Source organism: Isoptericola sp. NPDC060185 (assembly GCF_042728595.1).
In the GTDB taxonomy this organism is placed as follows: domain Bacteria; phylum Actinomycetota; class Actinomycetes; order Actinomycetales; family Cellulomonadaceae; genus Isoptericola.
The window spans coordinates 1-18,295 of record NZ_JBHWYY010000040.1 but is presented as its reverse complement, the minus strand read 5'-3'; the positions used below and the strand labels follow the sequence as shown (position 1 = coordinate 18,295).

Below are 18,295 nucleotides of genomic sequence, written 5' to 3'. Positions count from 1 at the left end.
TCAGCGCTCCCGGTCGATCTCCGCGACGATCGCGTCGTAGCCGCGGTCGGCGGCGAGGTCGCGGGGGAGCACGCCCTGCCCGTCGCGGATCATGGGGTCGGCACCCGCGTCGAGCAGCAGCCGCACGACGGCGACCTGGTCGGCGGACCCGTCGCCGAGCACGATCGCCTCGTGCAGCGCCGTCCACCCGAGGTTGTTGACGTGGTCGACGGGCACGCCGGCGTCGAGCAGGAGGCCCACCGTCGAGACGTGCCCGTGCTCGCTCGCGGGGATGAGCGCGGTGCCGCCGTACCGGTTGGTGCTGGTGACGTCGGCGCCGTGCGCGATCGTCAGCGCGAGGATGTCGTCGAGGCCCTCCGCTCCCGCGTACAGGAACGCGGAGTCGGACATCGCGTCCTTCGCGTCCGGGTCGGCGCCGGCCTCCAGCAGCTCGCGCACGACGTCGAGCGCGCCCTGGCGCGTGGCGGTCACGACGGCGGGGCGGTCCGCGCCGTCGCGGGCGTCGGGGTCCGCGCCGTCGCGCAGCGCGGCTGCCACGGCCTCGACGTCGTCCCGCTCGACGGCGCGCAGGAGCTCGGCGTCCGTGGAGCCAGGCCGTGCGGGGGTCGAGGGACTGGACGACGGACGGGACACGGAGGCCTCCTGCGGGGCGGTGGAGTCGGGTGCCGCGCACGCGGCGAGGGACGCGGCGAGGGCCCCGACGGCGAGGGCCGTCAGGGCCGAGGGGAGGCCACGGCCCGGGCGGGGCGTCATGCCGCCTCCTCGGCGGCGGGGGCGCCGTCGTCGGCCCGGCCCAGGCGCAGCAGGTCGGGCACGGCGATCATGAGGATCCCGAGGGTGACGACGAGCGCGATCGCGGCGCCCAGCGCGGTGTGCTGCACGCCGACGCGCTCGGCGACGGTGCCGATGACCAGGGTGGCGGCGGGCATGACGCCGATCGCGAGCTCCTGCAGGCCCAGGGCCCGGCCGTGCACGGCGGGCTCGGTGGTCATGAGCAGCAGGGTGGTCTGCAGCACGCCGAAGGCGGCGCTGGCCAGGCCGATGACGACCATCAGCGCGAACGCCGTCGTGGGCTCGGTGACGAGCGAGAACGCCACCCAGGCCAGGCCCCACACGGTGGTGCCGACCACGAAGAGGGCGCCCTTGAAGCGGAAGTCGCCGAGCGCGGCGATGACGAGCGAGCCGATGAGCCCGCCCACGCCCGCGCAGGTGAGCAGCGCGCCGAGGCCGGCGGCGTCGAGCCCGAACGACTCCGAGGCGAAGACGGGCATGAACGACTGGTAGACGGGCCACAGGAAGACGTTGGCCGCCAGGGTGACCAGCAGGACGGCGACGGCCAGCCGGTGGCCGGCGATGGCGCGGAAGCCGCTGGTGACCATGCGCAGCACCGACGTCGACGCGTGCCCGCCCGGCCCGGTGCGGGTACGGAGCCGGCGCAGCGGCAGCAGGAGCAGGAGCGACGCGACGTACCAGGCGGTCGAGACCCAGAGCGCGGCGGGGGCACCGATCGCGGCGATCATGGCGCCGCCGAGCGCGGGGCCGATCACCTGGGTCATGTTCATCGCCATGGAGTTGAGCGCGTTGGCGTTCGAGAGGTTCTCCCGGCCCACGAGGTCGAGCACGAGCGACATCCGGGCGGGCTGGGAGGGCGACTGCCCGATGCCGATCGCGAACCCGCCCATGACGAGGGCCCAGTAGGGGAGCAGGCCGGCGGTCGCCAGCGCGGCGACCACGGCGACGGCGCCGGCGGCCCAGACGCAGGCGACGAGCAGCAGCCGGACGCGGTCGTAGCGGTCGGCGAGGGCGCCCGCGACGGGACCGAGGAGCATCGGGGCCAGGCGCGCCGCGGTGTAGACGGCGACGAGCAGCTCGGAGTGGGTGAGCTCGAAAGCGAGCCACCCGAGCACGAGGGTCTGCGTCCACACCCCGCCGAAGAAGAACAGGTTCGATGCCCACAGGAGCTGGAAGGGGCGGTTGCCGCGCAGGGAGGAGAACGCGGCGGCGGGGCCGGACGTGCGGGCGGGGGCGGCCTGCTGAGCCACGACGGGATGGCCTCCTTCTGCTCGAGGGCGGTCGCGGGGACCGTGTTCGACGGCCGGCTCGATGGTATACCGGATGCAGAGGGGCGTTGCTGGGCAAAAGAAAAAGCGCCCTGTCTCCAGGGCGCTTCTCAGGGTGGCTAACCGGGCTTGAACCGGCGACCTCCTGGACCACAACCAGGCGCTCTACCGACTGAGCTATAGCCACCATGACCGGACGCGAGCGACCGGCCGACCAGAACTATACCCGCTCCGCGGGGCTGGTCAGGACTTCGCGGTCCGTCGGGTGACCGACGTCTCCTTGATCCGCTCGGCGACGGCCCGCGCCGTCTTCGTGTCCGGCCCGGGCTGGGGCACGAGCAGGGCCTCGCGGTAGTAGCGCAGCTCGTCGATGCTCTCGAGGATGTCCGCGAGGGCACGGTGGCCGCCCTCCTTCTTGGGGGAGGCGAAGTAGACGCGCGGGTACCAGCGGCGGGCGAGCTCCTTGATCGACGACACGTCGACGATCCGGTAGTGCAGGTGCCCCACGAGCTCGGGCATGTCCCGGTCGAGGAACATCTTGTCCGTGCCCACGGAGTTCCCCGCCAGGGGGGCCTTGCCCGGGTCCGGCACCCACTCGCGGACGTAGTCGAGCACGGCCTGCTCGGCCTCGGCGAGCGTCGTGCCGGCGGGCAGCTCCTCGAGGAGGCCCGAGGTCGTGTGCATGTCGCGCACGAAGTCGTTCATCTGCTCGAGCGCGGCCGCGGGCGGCGCGACGACGACGTCGACCCCCTCGCCGAGCACGTTCAGCTCGGAGTCGGTGACCACGGCGGCGACCTCGACGAGCGCGTCGGCGCGCAGGTCCAGGCCCGTCATCTCGCAGTCGATCCAGACGATGCGTTCGTTCGGGTTCGCGGGGCTCACGAGGGTCAGCCTACGGTCCGTGGGCCGGTGGGAGGTCGGGGAACACGGCGAGGGCCCCGGTGCTCCGGACGGTTCGGAAGGAACGGTCCGGGCCTCGGGGCCCTCGTGGTCGCGGCGTCGGCGCGCCTGCGGCGTGGCGACGGTCGCGCGTCGGGTGTCATGCGGTCAGCCAGTCGAACAGCCACCGGGCGATGCTGGTGCGCTGCTTGCGGGCGTGCGGCTGCGTGCGCAGCTTCTGCTGCTGGTGCAGTCGGTGGACGGTGCGTCGGCGCTCGGCGTCGTCGAGACGCTCGCGCTGGATCGCCTGCACGAGAAGCAGGCTGTCCGTGGAATACATGGTGATGGTGTCCTTCGTGACGTGGGTCGTCGGTCCGGGCCAGGGACCACCCCCGCGACCGGTAATCCGACCGGCCGCGCGTCACCGCGGTGCATGAAGGAGTCTGCCGGGAAGCACTCGCCGGGCGCACGGCTTTTTCCCAGGTCACCACGTCGGCAGGGTGGCGCGACGTCGGTGTCGGCCACCTGCCGCGGTTGCAGATCGGTGCCCCCGGCAGGATTCGAACCCGCGACCCGGTCATTAGAAGTGACCCGCTCTGTCCAGCTGAGCTACGGAGGCAAGCGAGCCGAGTTTAGCCCAGGGCGTGTCGGCCCTGACCAGGTTCGACAAGGTAACGTCGGGTCGAACGACGGAAGACCCATCCACTAGTCTTGGCCGATGGCACCGCACCACACCAAGGACAAGGGCGACCTGGGCGTGGCCAAGGCGCACGCCGACATCGTGGGACAGGGGTTCGTGGTCCTCTTCCCTGCGACGGAGCACGCTCCGTTCGATCTCGTGGCGTATGCGGACGGTGCATTCCACCGGCTGCAGGTCAAGTACCGGGCGGCCCGTTCAGGAGCCATCACGGTCCACTTCAGGTCGGTGTGGAACGACCGTCAGGGCACCCATGCCGTGCCGACCGACAAGAGCGCGGTCGACGTCGTGTGCATCTACTGTCCGGACACGGACGAGTGCTACTACATCCGCCCGGACGACCATCGGGCGTCAGTGACCCTTCGGGTCGCGCCGAGCCGCAACGGGCAGACGAGCGGTGTCCTCGATGCTGCGACGTTCCGGAGCCTCGGGGACCTCGCTCGACGTCCTTGACGTCAGGGCGGCACGGCGGGCGACCGCACACGTCCGTCAGGGCCGGGGCATGGCCGCCGCGTCGGGGTGCTCGACCAGCTCGCGACTCTCGCGCCGGACGCGGTCGGAGCCCCATCGGCCGAGGGGCGCGAGGGCCTCGTTGAGCGCCCGCCCGTGCTCGGTGAGGGCGTACTCGACCCGCGGGGGCACCTCGGCGTACACGGTGCGGACGACGAGTTCGTCGGCCTCCATCTCGCGCAGGTGCTGCGTGAGCATCTTCTCGCTCACGCCGGGCAGCCCGCGCCGCAGCTCGGCGAACCGCCGCACCCCGTGCGCGTCGAGCTCCCAGAGGATGAGGCCCTTCCACTTGCCGCTGACCACGTCAAGTGCGGCGTCGATGCCGCAGACGTAGGGCCCGCTCCGCGTGCTGGCGGTCATGGTGCTCCCCGGGGCTCGGGCACTTACTTTTTGGCAAGTACCGCAGTTCTTAGTGCGTACTTCACGGTCTCGTTGTACCCCCTGAGCATGGAGGTGTCCGGTCCGAAGGACAACCCCCACCTGGAGGAGAGACGTATGACGCAGCACCTCGCGCCGGCCGGCCCGGCGCCGGTCACGGTGATCGGCCTCGGCCCGATGGGGCAGGCGATGGTCCGCAGCCTGCTCGCGGCCGGCCACCCCGTGACCGTCTGGAACCGCACGCCCGCCCGCGCCGACGGCGTGGTGCGCGCCGGCGCCGTCCTCGTCCCGACTCCTCGGGCCGCGCTCGCGGCCGCCGAACTCGTCGTCCTCAGCCTCACCGACTACGCCGCCATGGACGAGATCCTCGCGGGCGCGACCGACGAGCTCGCCGGCCGCACCCTCGTCAACCTCAGCTCGGACACGCCGGAGCGCACCCGTGAGGCCGCGGCCTGGGCGTCCGCGCACGGTGCCGGCTTCCTCACCGGCGGCGTGATGAACCCGGCGCCGGCCGTCGGCACGGAGGCTGCCTCCGTGTACTACAGCGGGCCGCGGGAGCTGCTCGACCGCCATCACGACGTCCTCGGGCGCATCGGCGAGCCCCGGTACGTGGGTGCCGACCCCGGGCTGGCGCAGCTGATGTACCAGGCGCAGCTCGACGTCTTCCTCACCGCGCTGTCCGCCCTGATGCACGCCACCGCGCTGGTCGGCACCGCCGGCGTCACGGCGCGCGAGTTCCTCCCCGAGGCGCTGGCCACCCTGACCGGCATCCCCGCGATGCTCGCGGCGGGGGAGGGCGAGGACGCGGGGTCGCGCATCGACGCCGGGCAGCACCCCGGCGCCCTCAGCTCCACGACGATGATGGGCGCCACCGCCGACCACGTGGTCGCGGCCAGCGAGGCGGCGGGGATCGACCTCGAGCTGCCGCGCGCGGTCCAGGCCCACTACCGCCGCACGATCGACGACGGCCACGGGGCCGACGGCTGGACGCGCATCCTCGACGGCATCCGGGACCCGCGGTGAGCCGCGGGGCGGAGACGGTCGCGGTGCTCGGCCTCGGCCACATGGGGCGCGCGCTGGCCGGTGCGCTGCTCGACGCCGGTCACGACGTCATCGTCTGGAACCGGTCGCCCGGCCGCGGCGCGGGGCTCGTGGACCGCGGTGCGCGCCGGGCGGGGAGCTCCAGGGACGCGGTCCTCGCCGCGCCGACGGTCGTCGTCTGCCTCTACGACCACGCGTCGGTGCACGCCACGCTCGACCCGCTCGCCGAGGAGCTGCGCGGCCGCGACCTCGTCAACCTCACCACGACCACCCCGCAGGAGGCGCGGGAGGTCGCGGCCTGGGCGGCGGCGCGGGGCGTCCGGTACCTCGACGGCGCGATCATGGCGACCCCTCTGATGATCGGTGCGCCCGGTGCGGAGGTCCTCTACAGCGGGGACGAGGACGTGTTCGACCGGTCGCGCCGCGTCCTCGACACATGGGCGACGAGCACGTTCGAGAGCACCGACCCCGGGCGGGCGTCGCTGCTGGACCTGGCGATGCTTTCGGGGATGTACACGATGTTCGCGGGCTTCCTGCACGGCGCTGCGATGGTCGGCGTCGACGGCGTGGACGCGCGGACCTTCGCGCGCCGCGCGGGCCCGTTCCTCGCCGCGATGACCGCGGCGTTCGCCCTGGACGCCGAGGTCGTCGACCGCGGCGACTACACGGCCCCGGTCCAGAGCCTCGACTGGTCGGACCTGGGACACCTGGTGCGGGCCAGCGAGGAGCAGGGCGTGGACCCGGCACCGATCGCGATGGTGGAGGAGCTCCGCCGTCGCCAGGTGGACGCGGGGCACGGGGCGGAGGGGTTCGAGCGCATCTACGAGAGCCTCCGTCGGCGCTGACGGCCGGGGGACGGATCGGGCGCGCGCCGCGCGGGGATCAACCTCGCGGCGGCGCGCGCGTTTGGCACGACCGGCCCCAGCGGGAAGGATGTGCCCGTGACTCCTTCCCTGGAAACCCGTGCCTCGCGCCGCGCCGCGAGCAGGAAAGACGCGGGGGCGAGCGAGGAGATCGGCGTCACCGTCCACGACGTCGCCCGCGACCTGCGCCGCGACGTCGCGGCCGTGGAGCTGCCCCTGCCGATCGACGGCGCCGAGGAGGCCGCGGCCTCCCGCGACCGGCTGCTGGCGCAGCTCGACGAGCACCTGCTGCCGCGGCTGAAGGAGCTGTCGTCCCCGGCGGTCGTCGTGGTGGCGGGGTCCACCGGGGCGGGCAAGTCCACCCTGTACAACTCGCTGCTCGGCGAGGCCGTCTCCGAGGCCGGCGTGCTGCGCCCCACGACGCGGGAGCCCGTGCTCGCCCACCACCCCCTGGACGCCGACGTCATGTCGTCCGGGCCGGTGACGGAGCTGTCGCGCGTCGTGCAGCACGAGGGCGTGCCGCGCGGCACCGCCCTGCTCGACGCCCCGGACCTCGACTCCTTCGTCCAGGCGAACCGGTCCACGGCGCAGCAGCTGCTCGAGGCGGCCGACCTGTGGCTCTTCGTCACGACCGCCGCCCGCTACGGCGACGCGCTGCCCTGGCAGGCGCTGGGCCGCGCGACCGAGCGCGGCGCGTCCGTGGCGATGGTGCTCAACCGGGTGCCGAAGGAGACGCTCACCACGGTGCGCGGCGACCTCCTGCAGCGCCTGCGCGAGCACGGGATGACCGACGTGCCGCTGTTCGTGATCCCGGACGTCGGCCCGCACGAGGGCCTGCTCGACCCCGCGGTCGTGCAGCCCGTGCGGCGCTGGCTGAGCATGCTCGCGGGCCCGGACCGTTCGCGGGCGGTGGTCGTGCGGACCCTCAAAGGCGCGCTGGGTGCCCTGCCCGGCTGGGTGACGTCGCTCGCGGACGCGCTCGACGCCCAGCAGGAGGCCGCGCACGTGCTGCGCCGCCGCGTCAGCGAGGAGATCCCCGCCGCGGAGCGGCTGGCGCGCGACGCCGTCGCCGCGGGGGTGGTGGCGGGGGCGTCCGTCGAGGCGCGGTGGCGCGAGCTGTCCGGCACCGCGGGCGTGGACCGGGTCAAGGTGCGCGGCGACCGGGCCCGCAGCACGCGCCGCGCCGGCCGTGCGCGCGAGGTCGCTCTCGACGGCCTGCGGTCCGACGTCGTGGACGCCGCCGCGCGCACCCTTGCCGCCTCCGGCTCGCGCGTGGAGGAGCGGCTGCGGGCGGTGCTCGCCGGGCCGGGCGCGCCCGCCGGCGGCGAGGCCGTGGCGCCGGACGGGGCGGTCCGCGCGGCGGCCCGCGAGGCGGACGTGCCCGGCCGGGTCGCGGCCTGGGCCGAGAGCGCGGACGCCGCCGTCGCGGACCTCGCGGGCGGGGCCCCGTCTCCCCGCGTGGAGGCCGCCGTGAAGGCGTTCGGCGCGCGGGGCGTGGCGACGCTGCTCCTGGCGTCGGCCGCCGGCAGCGACGACGCGGCCCGCCTCCTGGACCGCGTCCTCGGGGACGCGGCGAACGACCCGGTCGTGGCCCTGCGCGAGGACCTCGGCGACCGCGCGGCCGCCGTCGTCGACGCCGAGGTGCAGGCCGTCCTGGACGACCTCGCGCCGTCCGAACCCGCCGACGACGCGGCCGCGGGGCTGCGCGTGCGACTCGCCGAGCTCAGGAGGCTGACATGACCGAGGGCCCGACCCACGACGCGACCCTGCGTGCGCGCACCGAGGACCTCGCCGAGGCGTTGACGATCGCCGGCCCCCGCCTGGACGACGCGACGTCGAAGCGCGTCACCGCCGCGGTCGAGGGGGTGCGCGAGCGGCTCGCGCTCGGCGTGGACCACACGGTGGTGGCGTTCGCCGGGGGCACCGGGTCGGGCAAGTCGAGCCTGTTCAACAAGGTGTCGCGGCTGAGCTTCGCCGACGTCGGCGTGAAGCGCCCGACGACGGCCCGCGTCACGGCCTGCTCGTGGTCGGACGACGCCGAGGCGCTGCTCGACTGGGTCGGCGTGGACCGCGAGCGGCGGATCACGCAGGGCGGCGAGCTCGACGGCGAGGACGAGGAGAAGCTGGCCGGGCTGGTGCTGCTCGACCTGCCCGACCACGACTCGGTCGAGCCGGCGCACCGCGAGGTCGTGGACCGCGTGCTGCCGCTGGTCGACCTGCTGGTGTGGGTCGTGGACCCGCAGAAGTACGCCGACGACGCGCTGCACTCCGGCTACCTGCGCGAGGCCGTGGGCTCGGAGTCCTCGATGGTCGTGCTGCTCAACCAGGTCGACACCGTGCCCGACGCGCAGCGCGAGAACCTCCAGGCGGACCTGGCGCGCCTGCTCGAGGACGACGGGCTGCGCGGCGTGTACGTGCAAGGGGTCTCCGCGAAGACGGGCGAGGGCATCGACCAGGTGCGGAGGCTCCTGGAGGAGGCCTGCGCGCGACGGTCGGTGGCGGCCGGGCGCGCGGCCGCCGAGCTCGACGCGGCGGCCCGCCTCCTGCTGGCGCAGACGCCGGCCGAGGTGCCGTGGCAGATGGGCCCGGCGGTCGAGCGCGAGCTCGACGCTCTCGTCGCCGCCACGGGCCTGGACGCGGTGGCGACCCAGGTCGGCAACGCCGTGCGCAACGGGTACGGCCGCCCCGAGGTGCCGCCGCCGGACCGCGACGCGGTGGCGCTGTCGCGGGCCCGCTGGCTCACCCGCGCGGGTGCCTCGCTGCGCCCCGGCTGGCAGCGGTCGCTGGCGGCCTCGGTCGCGGGGGCGGACCAGCTGCGCACCTCGGTGGCGGGGGCGCTGCGGGGCGTCGTGCTCGACACCCGCGGCCCGTCGTCGGCGCGCACCCTGCGCCGCACGTCGTGGGTGCTCGGCGGGGTGGCCGTGGTGGCGGCCGTCGTCGCGGTGCTCGCCCTCACCGGCGTGCTGGACCTCGGCGACCCCTGGGGCGGCGTGCTCCTCGGGGGCGCGGCGGTGCTGGCGGTCGCCGCCGTCGCGGTGGCGTTCGCGGCGACGGGTGCGCGGCGCGCCCTCGCGCGCAAGCGGGAGCAGGCGGTGGCCTCGGCCGGCCGCGCCGCGCTCGAGCGGGTGCTGTCCGAGGGGCTCGGGGAGCCCACGCAGAAGCTGCTCGTCGAGCACCGCCGGGTGCGGGAGCTCGCCCAGGCGGCGACCGAGCTTCCGACGTCGCGGCCGCTCACCGGGTCTCTGAGGCTGCCCACAGGCGGCGAGCTGGCGGCGTCGTCCACAGATGCCGCCCCGAGGGGCGCGCACCGGGCACCGCGCGACTGATCCTGGGCGCACCGCCGGCGACCGTCGGCGCCGAGCCCAGGAGGAGCGCATGAACGAGGTCAGCATCACGGTCAACGGGTTCGTCGGGACGAAGCCGACGCTCCACCGGTCGCCGAACGGCGTGGAGTGGACCACGTTCCGGGTCGCGAGCACCCGCCGCGTGCGGGACGCCCGCAGCGGGGACTGGTCCGACGGCCAGACGCTGTGGTTCACCGTGAAGTCGTTCCGGACCGGGGCGCGGAACGTCGCCGAGTCGCTCGGTCAGGGCGACCCGGTGGTGGTCACCGGCCGGCTCTCCACCGAGGAGTGGACCGACAAGGACGGCAAGGAGCGCTGGCAGCTCGTCATCGACGCGCAGGCCGTCGGCCCGGACGTCACGCGCGGGCTGGCCCGGTTCACGCGCGTCGTCGACCGCGCCGCGGAGGACCCCGCGACCACGGGCCCCGGGCGGGACGACGAGGGGGACCGCGAGCGGGACCAGGAGGGGGAGCGAGCCGGGACCGGAGCCGGAGCTCGAGGAGGATCGGATCCCGGTCGGCGTGTGAGCGCGCCCGTCGCGTAGGCTGGTGGACCGGCCGCCATGCCGGTCCTCCAGCGTGCCCGCTGGAGCCTCGAACCTCTCGGACCCGACGCCTCGGGTCCGCCGCGCGATCGAACGGTGGAAGCAGAGCCAGTGGCTGAGTTCATCTACTCCATGTACAAGGCGCGCAAGGCGCACGGCGACAAGGTCATCCTCGACAACGTCTCGCTGAACTTCCTGCCCGGCGCCAAGATCGGCGTCGTCGGCCCCAACGGCGCCGGGAAGTCGACGATCCTCAAGATCATGGCGGGCCTCGAGCAGCCGTCGAACGGCGAGGCGCGCCTCTCCCCGGGGTACACGGTCGGCATCCTCATGCAGGAGCCGCCGCTCAACGAGGACAAGACGGTGCTCGGCAACGTCGAGGAGGCGGTCGGCCCGCTCAAGGCCAAGATCGACCGTTTCAACGAGATCTCCGCCCTCATGGCGGAGCCCGACGCCGACTTCGACACGCTGCTCGCGGAGATGGGCACGCTGCAGGAGGAGATCGACGCCGCCGACGCGTGGGACCTCGACTCCCAGCTCGAGCAGGCGATGGACGCCCTGCGCTGCCCGCCGCCGGACGCCGACGTCAAGGTCCTGTCGGGTGGTGAGCGCCGCCGCGTCGCGCTGTGCAAGCTGCTGCTGGAGAAGCCCGACCTGCTGCTGCTCGACGAGCCCACCAACCACCTCGACGCCGAGTCGGTGCTGTGGCTCGAGCAGCACCTGGCCACCTACCCGGGTGCCGTCCTCGCCGTCACCCACGACCGCTACTTCCTCGACCACGTCGCGGAGTGGATCTGCGAGGTCGACCGCGGCCGCCTCTACCCGTACGAGGGCAACTACTCCACCTACCTGGAGAAGAAGCAGGCCCGCCTCGAGGTGCAGGGCAAGAAGGACGCCAAGCTCGCCAAGCGCCTCAAGGACGAGCTCGACTGGGTGCGCTCCAACGCGAAGGGCCGCCAGACGAAGTCGAAGGCGCGCCTGGCCCGCTACGAGGAGATGGCGGCGGAGGCCGAGCGGACCCGCAAGCTCGACTTCGAGGAGATCCAGATCCCCGCGGGCCCGCGCCTGGGCAGCGTGGTCCTCGAGGCGAAGAACCTGCAGAAGGGCTTCGACGGGCGCCAGCTCATCGACGGCCTCAGCTTCACGCTGCCGCGCAACGGCATCGTCGGCGTCATCGGCCCCAACGGCGTCGGCAAGACCACGCTGTTCAAGACCATCGTGGGCCTGGAGCCGCTCGACGGCGGCGACCTCAAGGTCGGCGAGACGGTCAAGATCTCGTACGTCGACCAGTCGCGCGGCGGCATCGACCCGAAGAAGACGCTGTGGGAGGTCGTGTCCGACGGGCTCGACTTCATCAAGGTCGGCAACGTCGAGATCCCGTCCCGCGCCTACGTCGCGTCGTTCGGCTTCAAGGGCCCGGACCAGCAGAAGCCCGCGGGCGTGCTGTCCGGCGGCGAGCGCAACCGCCTCAACCTCGCCCTGACGCTCAAGCAGGGCGGCAACCTGCTGCTCCTGGACGAGCCCACCAACGACCTCGACGTCGAGACGCTCGGCTCGCTGGAGAACGCCCTGCTCGAGTTCCCCGGCTGTGCCGTCGTGGTCTCCCACGACCGGTGGTTCCTCGACCGGGTCGCGACGCACATCCTCGCGTACGAGGGCACGGAGGAGGACCCGGCGAACTGGTACTGGTTCGAGGGCAACTTCGCCTCGTACGAGGAGAACAAGGTCGAGCGCCTGGGCGCCGACGCCGCGCGCCCGCACCGCGTGACGTACCGCAAGCTCACGCGCGACTGACCCGCGCCCGCTGCGCCTCTCGACGCCCCCGGCCCCCGCGCGGTGCCGGGGGCGTCGTGCGTCCGGGGCGCGGGAAAGGGCTTGGGTCGCCGGACCGGCGGCGGGGATACTCCTGCGATGACCGCGACGACCTCCCGCAGCCGCCCCACCTGGCCCGACCTGCCCGCCGCGGTACGCGCGGGGATCGAGGCGCGGCTGGGGGCACCGGTCACGGGCTGGACGAGCCACGACGGCGGCTACTCCCAGGGCCTGGCGTCCACCCTCCGCACCGCGGAGGGTGCCGTGTTCGTCAAGGCGGTCGGCGCCGAGCACCCCTTCACGGTCGGCCTGTACCGGGAGGAGGCGCGGCGCGCCGCGCTGCTGCCGGACGGCGTGCCCACGCCCCGGTTCCTGTGGTCGGCGGACGTCGCGGGCGACGGCGGGGACGACTGGGTGGCCCTCGGGTTCGAGACACTGGCGTCGCGCGCGCCGCGCATGCCCTGGGTCGACGACGACCTGCGCGCCGTCCTCGACCTCGCGGGCCGCCTGGCCGAGCACCGGGTGGCCGCGGGTCTGCTGCCGGACTTCGAGACCGAGCTGCCGGCGGACCGGACGCAGCGCCTCGCCGCGGAGCTGCCGCGGGGGCTCGCGTCGTACGACCCGTGGCTCGCGGCGCACCTGGACCGGCTCGCCGACCTCGAGCAGGGTGCGCGGGCCGCGGTGGCGGGCGACGCGCTGGTGCACGGCGACCTGCGCGGAGACAACGCGCTCCTCGTCGACGCGCCGCTCGTCGATCGCCCCGGTGGCGCCGCGGGCACCCGCGCGCTCGCGGTCGACTGGCCGAACGCCGCCCGCGGCGCGGCGTTCTGCGACCTGGTGGGGATGCTGCCCGCCATCCGGCTCGAGGGCGGGCCGACCCCGGAGGAGGCGCTCGCCCTCCGCCCGCTGCCCGCGGGGACCGCGGAGGGCGCCGTCACGGCCTACCTCGTGGCGCTCACGGGGTACTTCGTGCACTCGTCGCTGCAGCCGCCGGTCCCCGGCATCCCGCACCTGCGCGCGTTCCAGCGCGCCCAGGGTGAGGTGTGCGTCGCGTGGCTGCGCCGTCGTCTGGCCTGAGACGGCGGGGCGTCAGGAGGACGCGAGCGGCAGCTCGCAGACGTCCGAGTACCCCTGGCTGCGCACCCCCGCGGCGGAGAACGAGCGCGACCGCATGTTCTCCACCGCGACCATCTCGGTGAGCTCGACCAACGCCGGCGCCCCCAGGCGCGCGAGCAGGGCGGCGACCATCTCGTCGGTGACGGTCGGCGGGGTGGCGGTCACCGCCTCGGCGTAGGCCATGACGTCGCGCTCCAGCTCGGTGTACACGTCGGCGTCACGCCACCGCGGCACCTGGCTCACCTTGCGCGGGTCGAGCCCGTCCTCGCGCGACAGGAAGTAGCCGAAGTCGAGGCACCAGCTGCAGCCCACCGCGGCGGCCGTGGCCATCTCCGCGAGGGTCTTGAGGGTCGGGTCGAGCGCCTTCCAGCGGGCGACCTTCATCTCCAGCCCGAACATCGCCCGCATCGCCGGCCGATGATGGGCGAGGACGTACGCGCTGTCGGGGACCTGTCCGAAGGTCCGCCTCGCGTACCACGCGATCGCGCGGCCGTAGAGGCCCGAGAGCTCCTTGCGGGGGATGCGGAACGTGCTGGACACCTGACGCCTCCAAGGACGGCCGTGGGTGGTGCGGTCCCGGCGTGCGCGGCACGCCGTCGTGCCCTCCCATGGGACCACCGATCGGCGCCCGGGGCGCCGTCGTGTGCGCATCGTCACAGGTCAACCCTGCACGGATCGTCGGCGGTGGGCACACTGGGCTCATGACCGACCCGGACCCGACGCCCCCTGCACCGCGGGACGAGGCGACCGCCCGGGAGCTCGTGGACGCGCTGGAGGTGCTGCGCGCGCGCCTGGGTGGCGTGCGGCTGCCGCTGGAGACCCCGGGCGTCGCTGCGGCGCGCACGGACCGGCGCCGGGCCCTCGACCAGCTCGACGACTACCTGCTGCCGCGCCTGCGCGCCGAGCGGGCGCCGCTGCTGGTCGTGGTCGGCGGGTCCACCGGTGCGGGGAAGTCGACGCTGGTCAACTCCCTGCTGGGCGAGCCGGTCTCCGCACCGGGGGTGCTCCGGCCGACCACCCGTGCCCCCGTGCTGGTGCACCACCCGCTCGACGCGCGCTGGTTCACCACCGACCGGGTGCTGCCGGGCCTGGCGCGCGTGACGTCGTCCGGCGATGCCCGCGACGGCGGGAGCACCCCGGCGCACGCCGAGCGGCCGGTCGAGGGCGCCGCGGCGCTGCGGCTGGTCGCGAGCGACGCGCTGCCCCAGGGCCTGGCCCTGCTCGACGCGCCCGACGTCGACTCGGTGGAGGTCGCCAACCGGGAGCTGGCCGCGCAGCTGATGGGCGCCGCCGACCTGTGGCTCTTCGTCACGACGGCGGCCCGGTACGCCGACGCCGTGCCGTGGGACCTGCTGGGGCAGGCCGCCCGCCGCCGCGCGCAGGTCGCGATCGTCCTGGACCGGGTGGACCCGGGTGCGGAGGTCGTGGCCGAGGACCTGCGCCGCATGGTCGCCGAGCACGGGCTCGAGGATGCGCGCGTCTTCGTCCTCGGCGAGGCGGCGGAGCAGGGGCCGGACGCGCTCGTCGACGGCCTGCTGCCGGAGCCGGCCGTCGCGGAGATCGCGACCTGGTTGTCCGGGCTGGGCGGCGACCCCGAGGCGCGGGCCCGCGTCATCGCCGCCACCCGGGACGGGGTCGTCGACGACCTGGTGCGCCGCGCGGTCGCCCTCGCCGAGGCGGCGGACGGGCAGGAGGTGGCCGACGCCCGGCTGCGCGACGCCGCGCGCCGCTACCACGCGGAGGCGCTGGACCAGGTGGAGGCGGCGACGTCGGACGGCGCGCTGCTGCGCGGCGAGGTGCTGGCCCGCTGGCAGGACTTCGTCGGCACCGGGGAGTTCTTCCGCGCCGTCGAGGCGGGCGTCGGGCGGGCCCGCGACGCCGTGGTGCGGTTCTTCCGCGGCCGGCCCAAGGAGGGCCCGCAGGTGGAGCAGGCCATCGCGCACGGCCTGGAGTCCGTGATCCTCGACGCCGCGGAGCAGGCCGCCGAGCGGACGTACGCGGCCTGGCGCGGCGACGCGGCGGGCGCCGCGCTGCTGGACGGCCTCGACCTGGCCCGGGTGCCCGCGGCGCTGCGCACCGAGGTCGCCGAGCAGATCCGCGGCTGGCAGGAGGACGTGCTGGAGCTGGTGCGCGAGCAGGGCGCGGCGCGGCGCGGCACGGCGCGGGCGGTGTCGTTCGGCGTCAACGCCCTCGGCGTCAGCCTCATGGTGATCGTCTTCGCCTCCACGGCGGGGCTCACCGGCGCGGAGATCGGCATCGCGGGCGGCACCGCCGTCGTCGCGCAGAAGCTGCTCGAGGCCGTGTTCGGTGACGAGGCGGTGCGGCGCCTCGCCGCGCAGGCGAAGGAGCGGCTGCAGGCCCGCGTCGAGACGGTGCTGCGGGGCCAGGCCGCGCGGTACACCGCGCAGCTCGACGCGCTCGGCACCCAGGAGACGGGCGCGGCAGGCGTCCGGGACGCCGCGCACCGGGTGGCGGCCGCGGCCCGCGCCGAGCGCGCGGCCCGCACGGTGCCGGACGAGGGCTCCACGCGCCCCTGGAGCGGCGGCCTGCTGCGCGGGGCGGGGACGCTGCGCCCGCCCGAGGGGCCCGGTCGTGTGGACTCGGCCGACGACGGCGGCCGCGACGCGGAGGCCGGCGGCCCCGCGCGCCACGCGGGCTGGTGGTCGCGCTGGCGCGCCCGCGACCGGCGCGAGGAGGGGGACGCGTGAGCCGGATCGACCTGGCGGACCGGACGGCGGCCCTCGAGACGGCCGTGGCCTCGGCCAGCGGACGGCTGGACCGCGCGCTGCTCGACGAGGCGCGCGCCGTGGTCACGCGGGCCCGCGAGCGGGGCGGCCTGTCGGCGGAGCACACGGTCGTGGCACTCGCGGGCGCCACGGGCTCGGGCAAGTCCAGCGTGCTCAACGCCGTCGCCGGCGAGGAGATCGCGGCGGTCGGGGTCCGGCGCCCGACGACGTCCCACCCCGTCGCCGCGGTGTGGGGCGACGGGGCCGGACCGCTGCTCGACTGGCTCGAGGTGCGGCGCCGGCAGGAGATGGCGCTGCCCGAGGACGAGGAGGACGGCACCCGCCCCGCCCGGCGGGGGCTGGGACGCCTGCGCGGGCGGCGTGCGCCCGCCGGGATCTCGACGGGGCTCGTGCTGCTGGACCTGCCGGACCACGACTCGGTGGTGGTGGAGCACCGGGTGCGGGCGGACCGGCTGGTGGAGCGCGCGGACCTGCTGGTGTGGGTCGTCGACCCGCAGAAGTACGCCGACGCGGCGCTGCACGAGGGCTACCTGCGGCCGCTGGCGGGCCGTGCGGAGGTGGTCGTGGTCGTGCTCAACCAGACCGACCGGCTGACCGCCGCGGAGACGGACGCCATGCTCGCCGACCTGCGACGCCTGGTCGCCGCCGACGGGCTCGACGGGGCGCGCGTGCTGGCCGTCTCTGCCGCTACGGGGCAGGGGATGGACCAGCTCAAGGGCCTGTTCGCCGAGGCCGCGGCGCGCCGGGAGGCCGCGACCGCGCGGCTCGCGGCGGACGCCCGGGCGGCCGCGCAGGCCATCGTCGACGCCTGCGGGTCCGGCCCGGCGCCCCGCGCGGGGGAGCGGGCGGCGGGCACGCTCGTCGACGCGCTCGAGGCCGCGGCGGGCGTGCCCACCGTGGCGGACGCGGTCGCGGCCGCGAACCGGCGCGACGCGCACCTCGTGACGGGCTGGCCCGTGACCCGCTGGGTGTCCCGCCTGCGGCGCGACCCGCTGCGCCGCCTCGGCCTGCGGCGCGGTGGGGAGGACGGCCGCGAGAACGGCGGACCCGGGCGGGGCGCCCCCGAGCGGCCGGACCTGGTGCGCAGCTCGCTGCCGACGGCCCGGCCCGCGGTGCGCGCCGCCGCCGCGTCCGCGGTCCGCCGGTACGTCGACGAGGTGACCGACGGGGCCCCCGACGCCTGGGTGCTCGTGGCGCGCGCCCGGGCGCAGGACGGGACGGACCGGCTGCCGGGCGACCTCGACCAGGCGGTGGTCGGCACCCGGCTGGAGGCCTCGCGCCGGCCGAGGTGGTGGGCCGTCGCGGGCTTCGCCCAGTGGCTGCTCCTCGCGGCCGCCGTCGTGGGCCTGCTGTGGCTCGCCGCGGCCGCGGTGATCGAGTACTTCCGGCTGCCGCCGCTGATCCTGCCCGTGCTCACGGTGGACCTCACCGGCTCGGGCGGCGGGGTGCTCGAGATGCCGTGGCCCACGCTCCTCGCGATCGGCGGCCTCCTGCTGGGCCTGCTGCTCGCGCTGGTCGCGCGCGGCGTCGCGGCGGTGGGCGCCGGGCGCCGGGCCGCGCGCGTGCGCCGCCGCCTGCGCGAGTCGGTGTCGGGCGTCGCGGACCGTCTGGTGCGGGTCCCGGTGGGCGACGAGCTCGGCGCCCTCGCCCGCTGCCGCGCCGCCGCCGCGATCGCCGCGGGCTGACGGCGGGACGATTCCGGGGCGGGCCCGCCGTCGTGCGACGATGCGAACCATGACCCGACTGCACGTCCCCGTCCCGCTGCGCTGGTCCGACCTCGACGCCTACCAGCACGTCAACAACGTCGCGATGTTCGGCCTCCTGGAGGATGCCCGCATCACCGCGTTCTGGCGCCACGCGGATGCGGCGGACGGCGAGGAGTGGCCCACGGCCATCCTCGACACCGGCCCCCACGCGACGTCGCACACGTTCGTCGCCGGGCAGCAGATCGAGTACCTGCGGCCGCTGGGCTTCACCCGCACCCCGGTCCGCGTCGAGATGTGGATCGGCACCATCGGCGGGGCGAGCCTGGAGGTCTGCTACGAGGTGCACGACGGGGCGCCCGCCGGCTTCCCGCGGACGGCCCCGGCGTCCGGCGCCGCCCCGTACGTCAAGGCCGTCACGACGATCGTCGTCGTGGACGCGGCGAGCGGGAAGCCGCGGCGCGTGACCGCGGACGAGCGCGCCGCCTGGGAGCCGTTCCTCGAGGAGCCCGTCGCCTTCCGCCGCCGCGGCTGACCCGCCGAGGTGGTCCCGATCCTGCCGAGGTAGTGGTCCAGTCCACTACCTCGCGGGGATCGGGAC

17 protein-coding genes and 2 tRNA genes are annotated in these 18,295 nt (G+C 75.3%); 11 read left to right on the top strand and 8 right to left on the bottom strand.

Features of this window, described 5'->3' with window-relative positions; genetic code table 11:
- The 6 genes from ACFWDO_RS13715 to ACFWDO_RS13690 all read right to left on the bottom strand — a co-directional run bounded on the left by ACFWDO_RS13715 (window position 1) and on the right by ACFWDO_RS13690 (window position 3,558).
- Window positions 1-753 (bottom strand): ankyrin repeat domain-containing protein, encoded by a 753-nt coding sequence (locus ACFWDO_RS13715; RefSeq protein WP_380320669.1) that lies wholly within the window; start codon window positions 751-753, stop codon window positions 1-3.
- Window positions 750-2,042 (bottom strand): MFS transporter, encoded by a 1,293-nt coding sequence (locus ACFWDO_RS13710; RefSeq protein ID WP_380320666.1) that lies wholly within the window; start codon window positions 2,040-2,042, stop codon window positions 750-752. Before ACFWDO_RS13710 ends, ACFWDO_RS13715 begins: the two co-directional genes overlap by 4 nt.
- A gap of 132 nt (window positions 2,043-2,174) precedes the next feature.
- A tRNA-His gene (locus tag ACFWDO_RS13705) sits at window positions 2,175-2,247 on the bottom strand.
- A gap of 56 nt (window positions 2,248-2,303) precedes the next feature.
- A complete protein-coding gene (gene orn, locus ACFWDO_RS13700; protein ID WP_380320663.1) occupies window positions 2,304-2,942 on the bottom strand; it encodes an oligoribonuclease in 639 nt (212 codons plus the stop codon).
- 157 nt (window positions 2,943-3,099) lie between these two features.
- On the bottom strand, window positions 3,100-3,279 hold the full coding sequence (locus tag ACFWDO_RS13695) for a hypothetical protein (protein ID WP_380320660.1): 180 nt from the start codon (window positions 3,277-3,279) through the stop codon (window positions 3,100-3,102).
- Window positions 3,280-3,484: 205 nt separating this feature from the next.
- A tRNA-Arg gene (locus ACFWDO_RS13690) sits at window positions 3,485-3,558 on the bottom strand.
- A 99-nt stretch (window positions 3,559-3,657) separates the two neighbouring features.
- Here ACFWDO_RS13690 and ACFWDO_RS13685 point away from each other — a divergent pair.
- Window positions 3,658-4,089, top strand: coding sequence for a group I intron-associated PD-(D/E)XK endonuclease (locus tag ACFWDO_RS13685; protein ID WP_380320657.1), 432 nt, complete (start codon window positions 3,658-3,660; stop codon window positions 4,087-4,089).
- Between the two features lie 36 nt (window positions 4,090-4,125).
- On the opposite strand, the gene ACFWDO_RS13680 is transcribed toward ACFWDO_RS13685, so the two are convergent.
- Window positions 4,126-4,506, bottom strand: coding sequence for a winged helix-turn-helix transcriptional regulator (locus tag ACFWDO_RS13680; protein ID WP_380320654.1), 381 nt, complete (start codon window positions 4,504-4,506; stop codon window positions 4,126-4,128).
- A gap of 135 nt (window positions 4,507-4,641) precedes the next feature.
- Here ACFWDO_RS13680 and ACFWDO_RS13675 point away from each other — a divergent pair, with 135 nt between their 5' ends.
- The 7 genes from ACFWDO_RS13675 (at window position 4,642) to ACFWDO_RS13645 (ending at window position 13,205) form a co-directional block, all read left to right on the top strand.
- On the top strand, window positions 4,642-5,547 hold the full coding sequence (locus ACFWDO_RS13675) for an NAD(P)-dependent oxidoreductase (protein ID WP_380320651.1): 906 nt from the start codon (window positions 4,642-4,644) through the stop codon (window positions 5,545-5,547).
- The gene (locus ACFWDO_RS13670; RefSeq protein WP_380320649.1) at window positions 5,544-6,410 is read left to right on the top strand and encodes an NAD(P)-dependent oxidoreductase; all 867 of its coding nucleotides are present in this window, start codon (window positions 5,544-5,546) and stop codon (window positions 6,408-6,410) included. The genes ACFWDO_RS13675 and ACFWDO_RS13670 overlap by 4 nt, the downstream gene beginning before the upstream one ends.
- Before the next feature lie 96 nt (window positions 6,411-6,506).
- Complete coding sequence (locus ACFWDO_RS13665) at window positions 6,507-8,168, top strand: GTPase (RefSeq protein ID WP_380320646.1); 1,662 nt, start codon at window positions 6,507-6,509, stop codon at window positions 8,166-8,168.
- Complete coding sequence (locus ACFWDO_RS13660; RefSeq protein ID WP_380320643.1) at window positions 8,165-9,754, top strand: GTPase; 1,590 nt, start codon at window positions 8,165-8,167, stop codon at window positions 9,752-9,754. The genes ACFWDO_RS13665 and ACFWDO_RS13660 overlap by 4 nt, the downstream gene beginning before the upstream one ends.
- A gap of 49 nt (window positions 9,755-9,803) precedes the next feature.
- Window positions 9,804-10,316, top strand: a complete 513-nt coding sequence (locus tag ACFWDO_RS13655; protein ID WP_380320640.1) for a single-stranded DNA-binding protein — start codon at window positions 9,804-9,806, stop codon at window positions 10,314-10,316.
- A gap of 111 nt (window positions 10,317-10,427) precedes the next feature.
- Window positions 10,428-12,110, top strand: coding sequence for an energy-dependent translational throttle protein EttA (gene ettA / locus ACFWDO_RS13650; protein ID WP_380320637.1), 1,683 nt, complete (start codon window positions 10,428-10,430; stop codon window positions 12,108-12,110).
- Between the two features lie 117 nt (window positions 12,111-12,227).
- Window positions 12,228-13,205 (top strand): aminoglycoside phosphotransferase family protein, encoded by a 978-nt coding sequence (locus ACFWDO_RS13645; RefSeq protein ID WP_380320634.1) that lies wholly within the window; start codon window positions 12,228-12,230, stop codon window positions 13,203-13,205.
- A gap of 12 nt (window positions 13,206-13,217) precedes the next feature.
- On the opposite strand, the gene ACFWDO_RS13640 is transcribed toward ACFWDO_RS13645, so the two are convergent.
- A complete protein-coding gene (locus ACFWDO_RS13640; protein WP_380320631.1) occupies window positions 13,218-13,784 on the bottom strand; it encodes a carboxymuconolactone decarboxylase family protein in 567 nt (188 codons plus the stop codon).
- Window positions 13,785-13,945: 161 nt separating this feature from the next.
- Here ACFWDO_RS13640 and ACFWDO_RS13635 point away from each other — a divergent pair, with 161 nt between their 5' ends.
- The 3 genes from ACFWDO_RS13635 to ACFWDO_RS13625 are packed head-to-tail and all read left to right on the top strand — an operon-like array spanning window position 13,946 to window position 18,229.
- Window positions 13,946-15,952 (top strand): dynamin family protein, encoded by a 2,007-nt coding sequence (locus ACFWDO_RS13635; RefSeq protein ID WP_380320628.1) that lies wholly within the window; start codon window positions 13,946-13,948, stop codon window positions 15,950-15,952.
- Window positions 15,949-17,676 (top strand): GTPase, encoded by a 1,728-nt coding sequence (locus ACFWDO_RS13630; RefSeq protein ID WP_380320625.1) that lies wholly within the window; start codon window positions 15,949-15,951, stop codon window positions 17,674-17,676. Before ACFWDO_RS13635 ends, ACFWDO_RS13630 begins: the two co-directional genes overlap by 4 nt.
- A 49-nt stretch (window positions 17,677-17,725) precedes the next feature.
- The gene (locus ACFWDO_RS13625) at window positions 17,726-18,229 is read left to right on the top strand and encodes an acyl-CoA thioesterase (protein WP_380320622.1); all 504 of its coding nucleotides are present in this window, start codon (window positions 17,726-17,728) and stop codon (window positions 18,227-18,229) included.
- Window positions 18,230-18,295 lie beyond the last annotated feature (66 nt).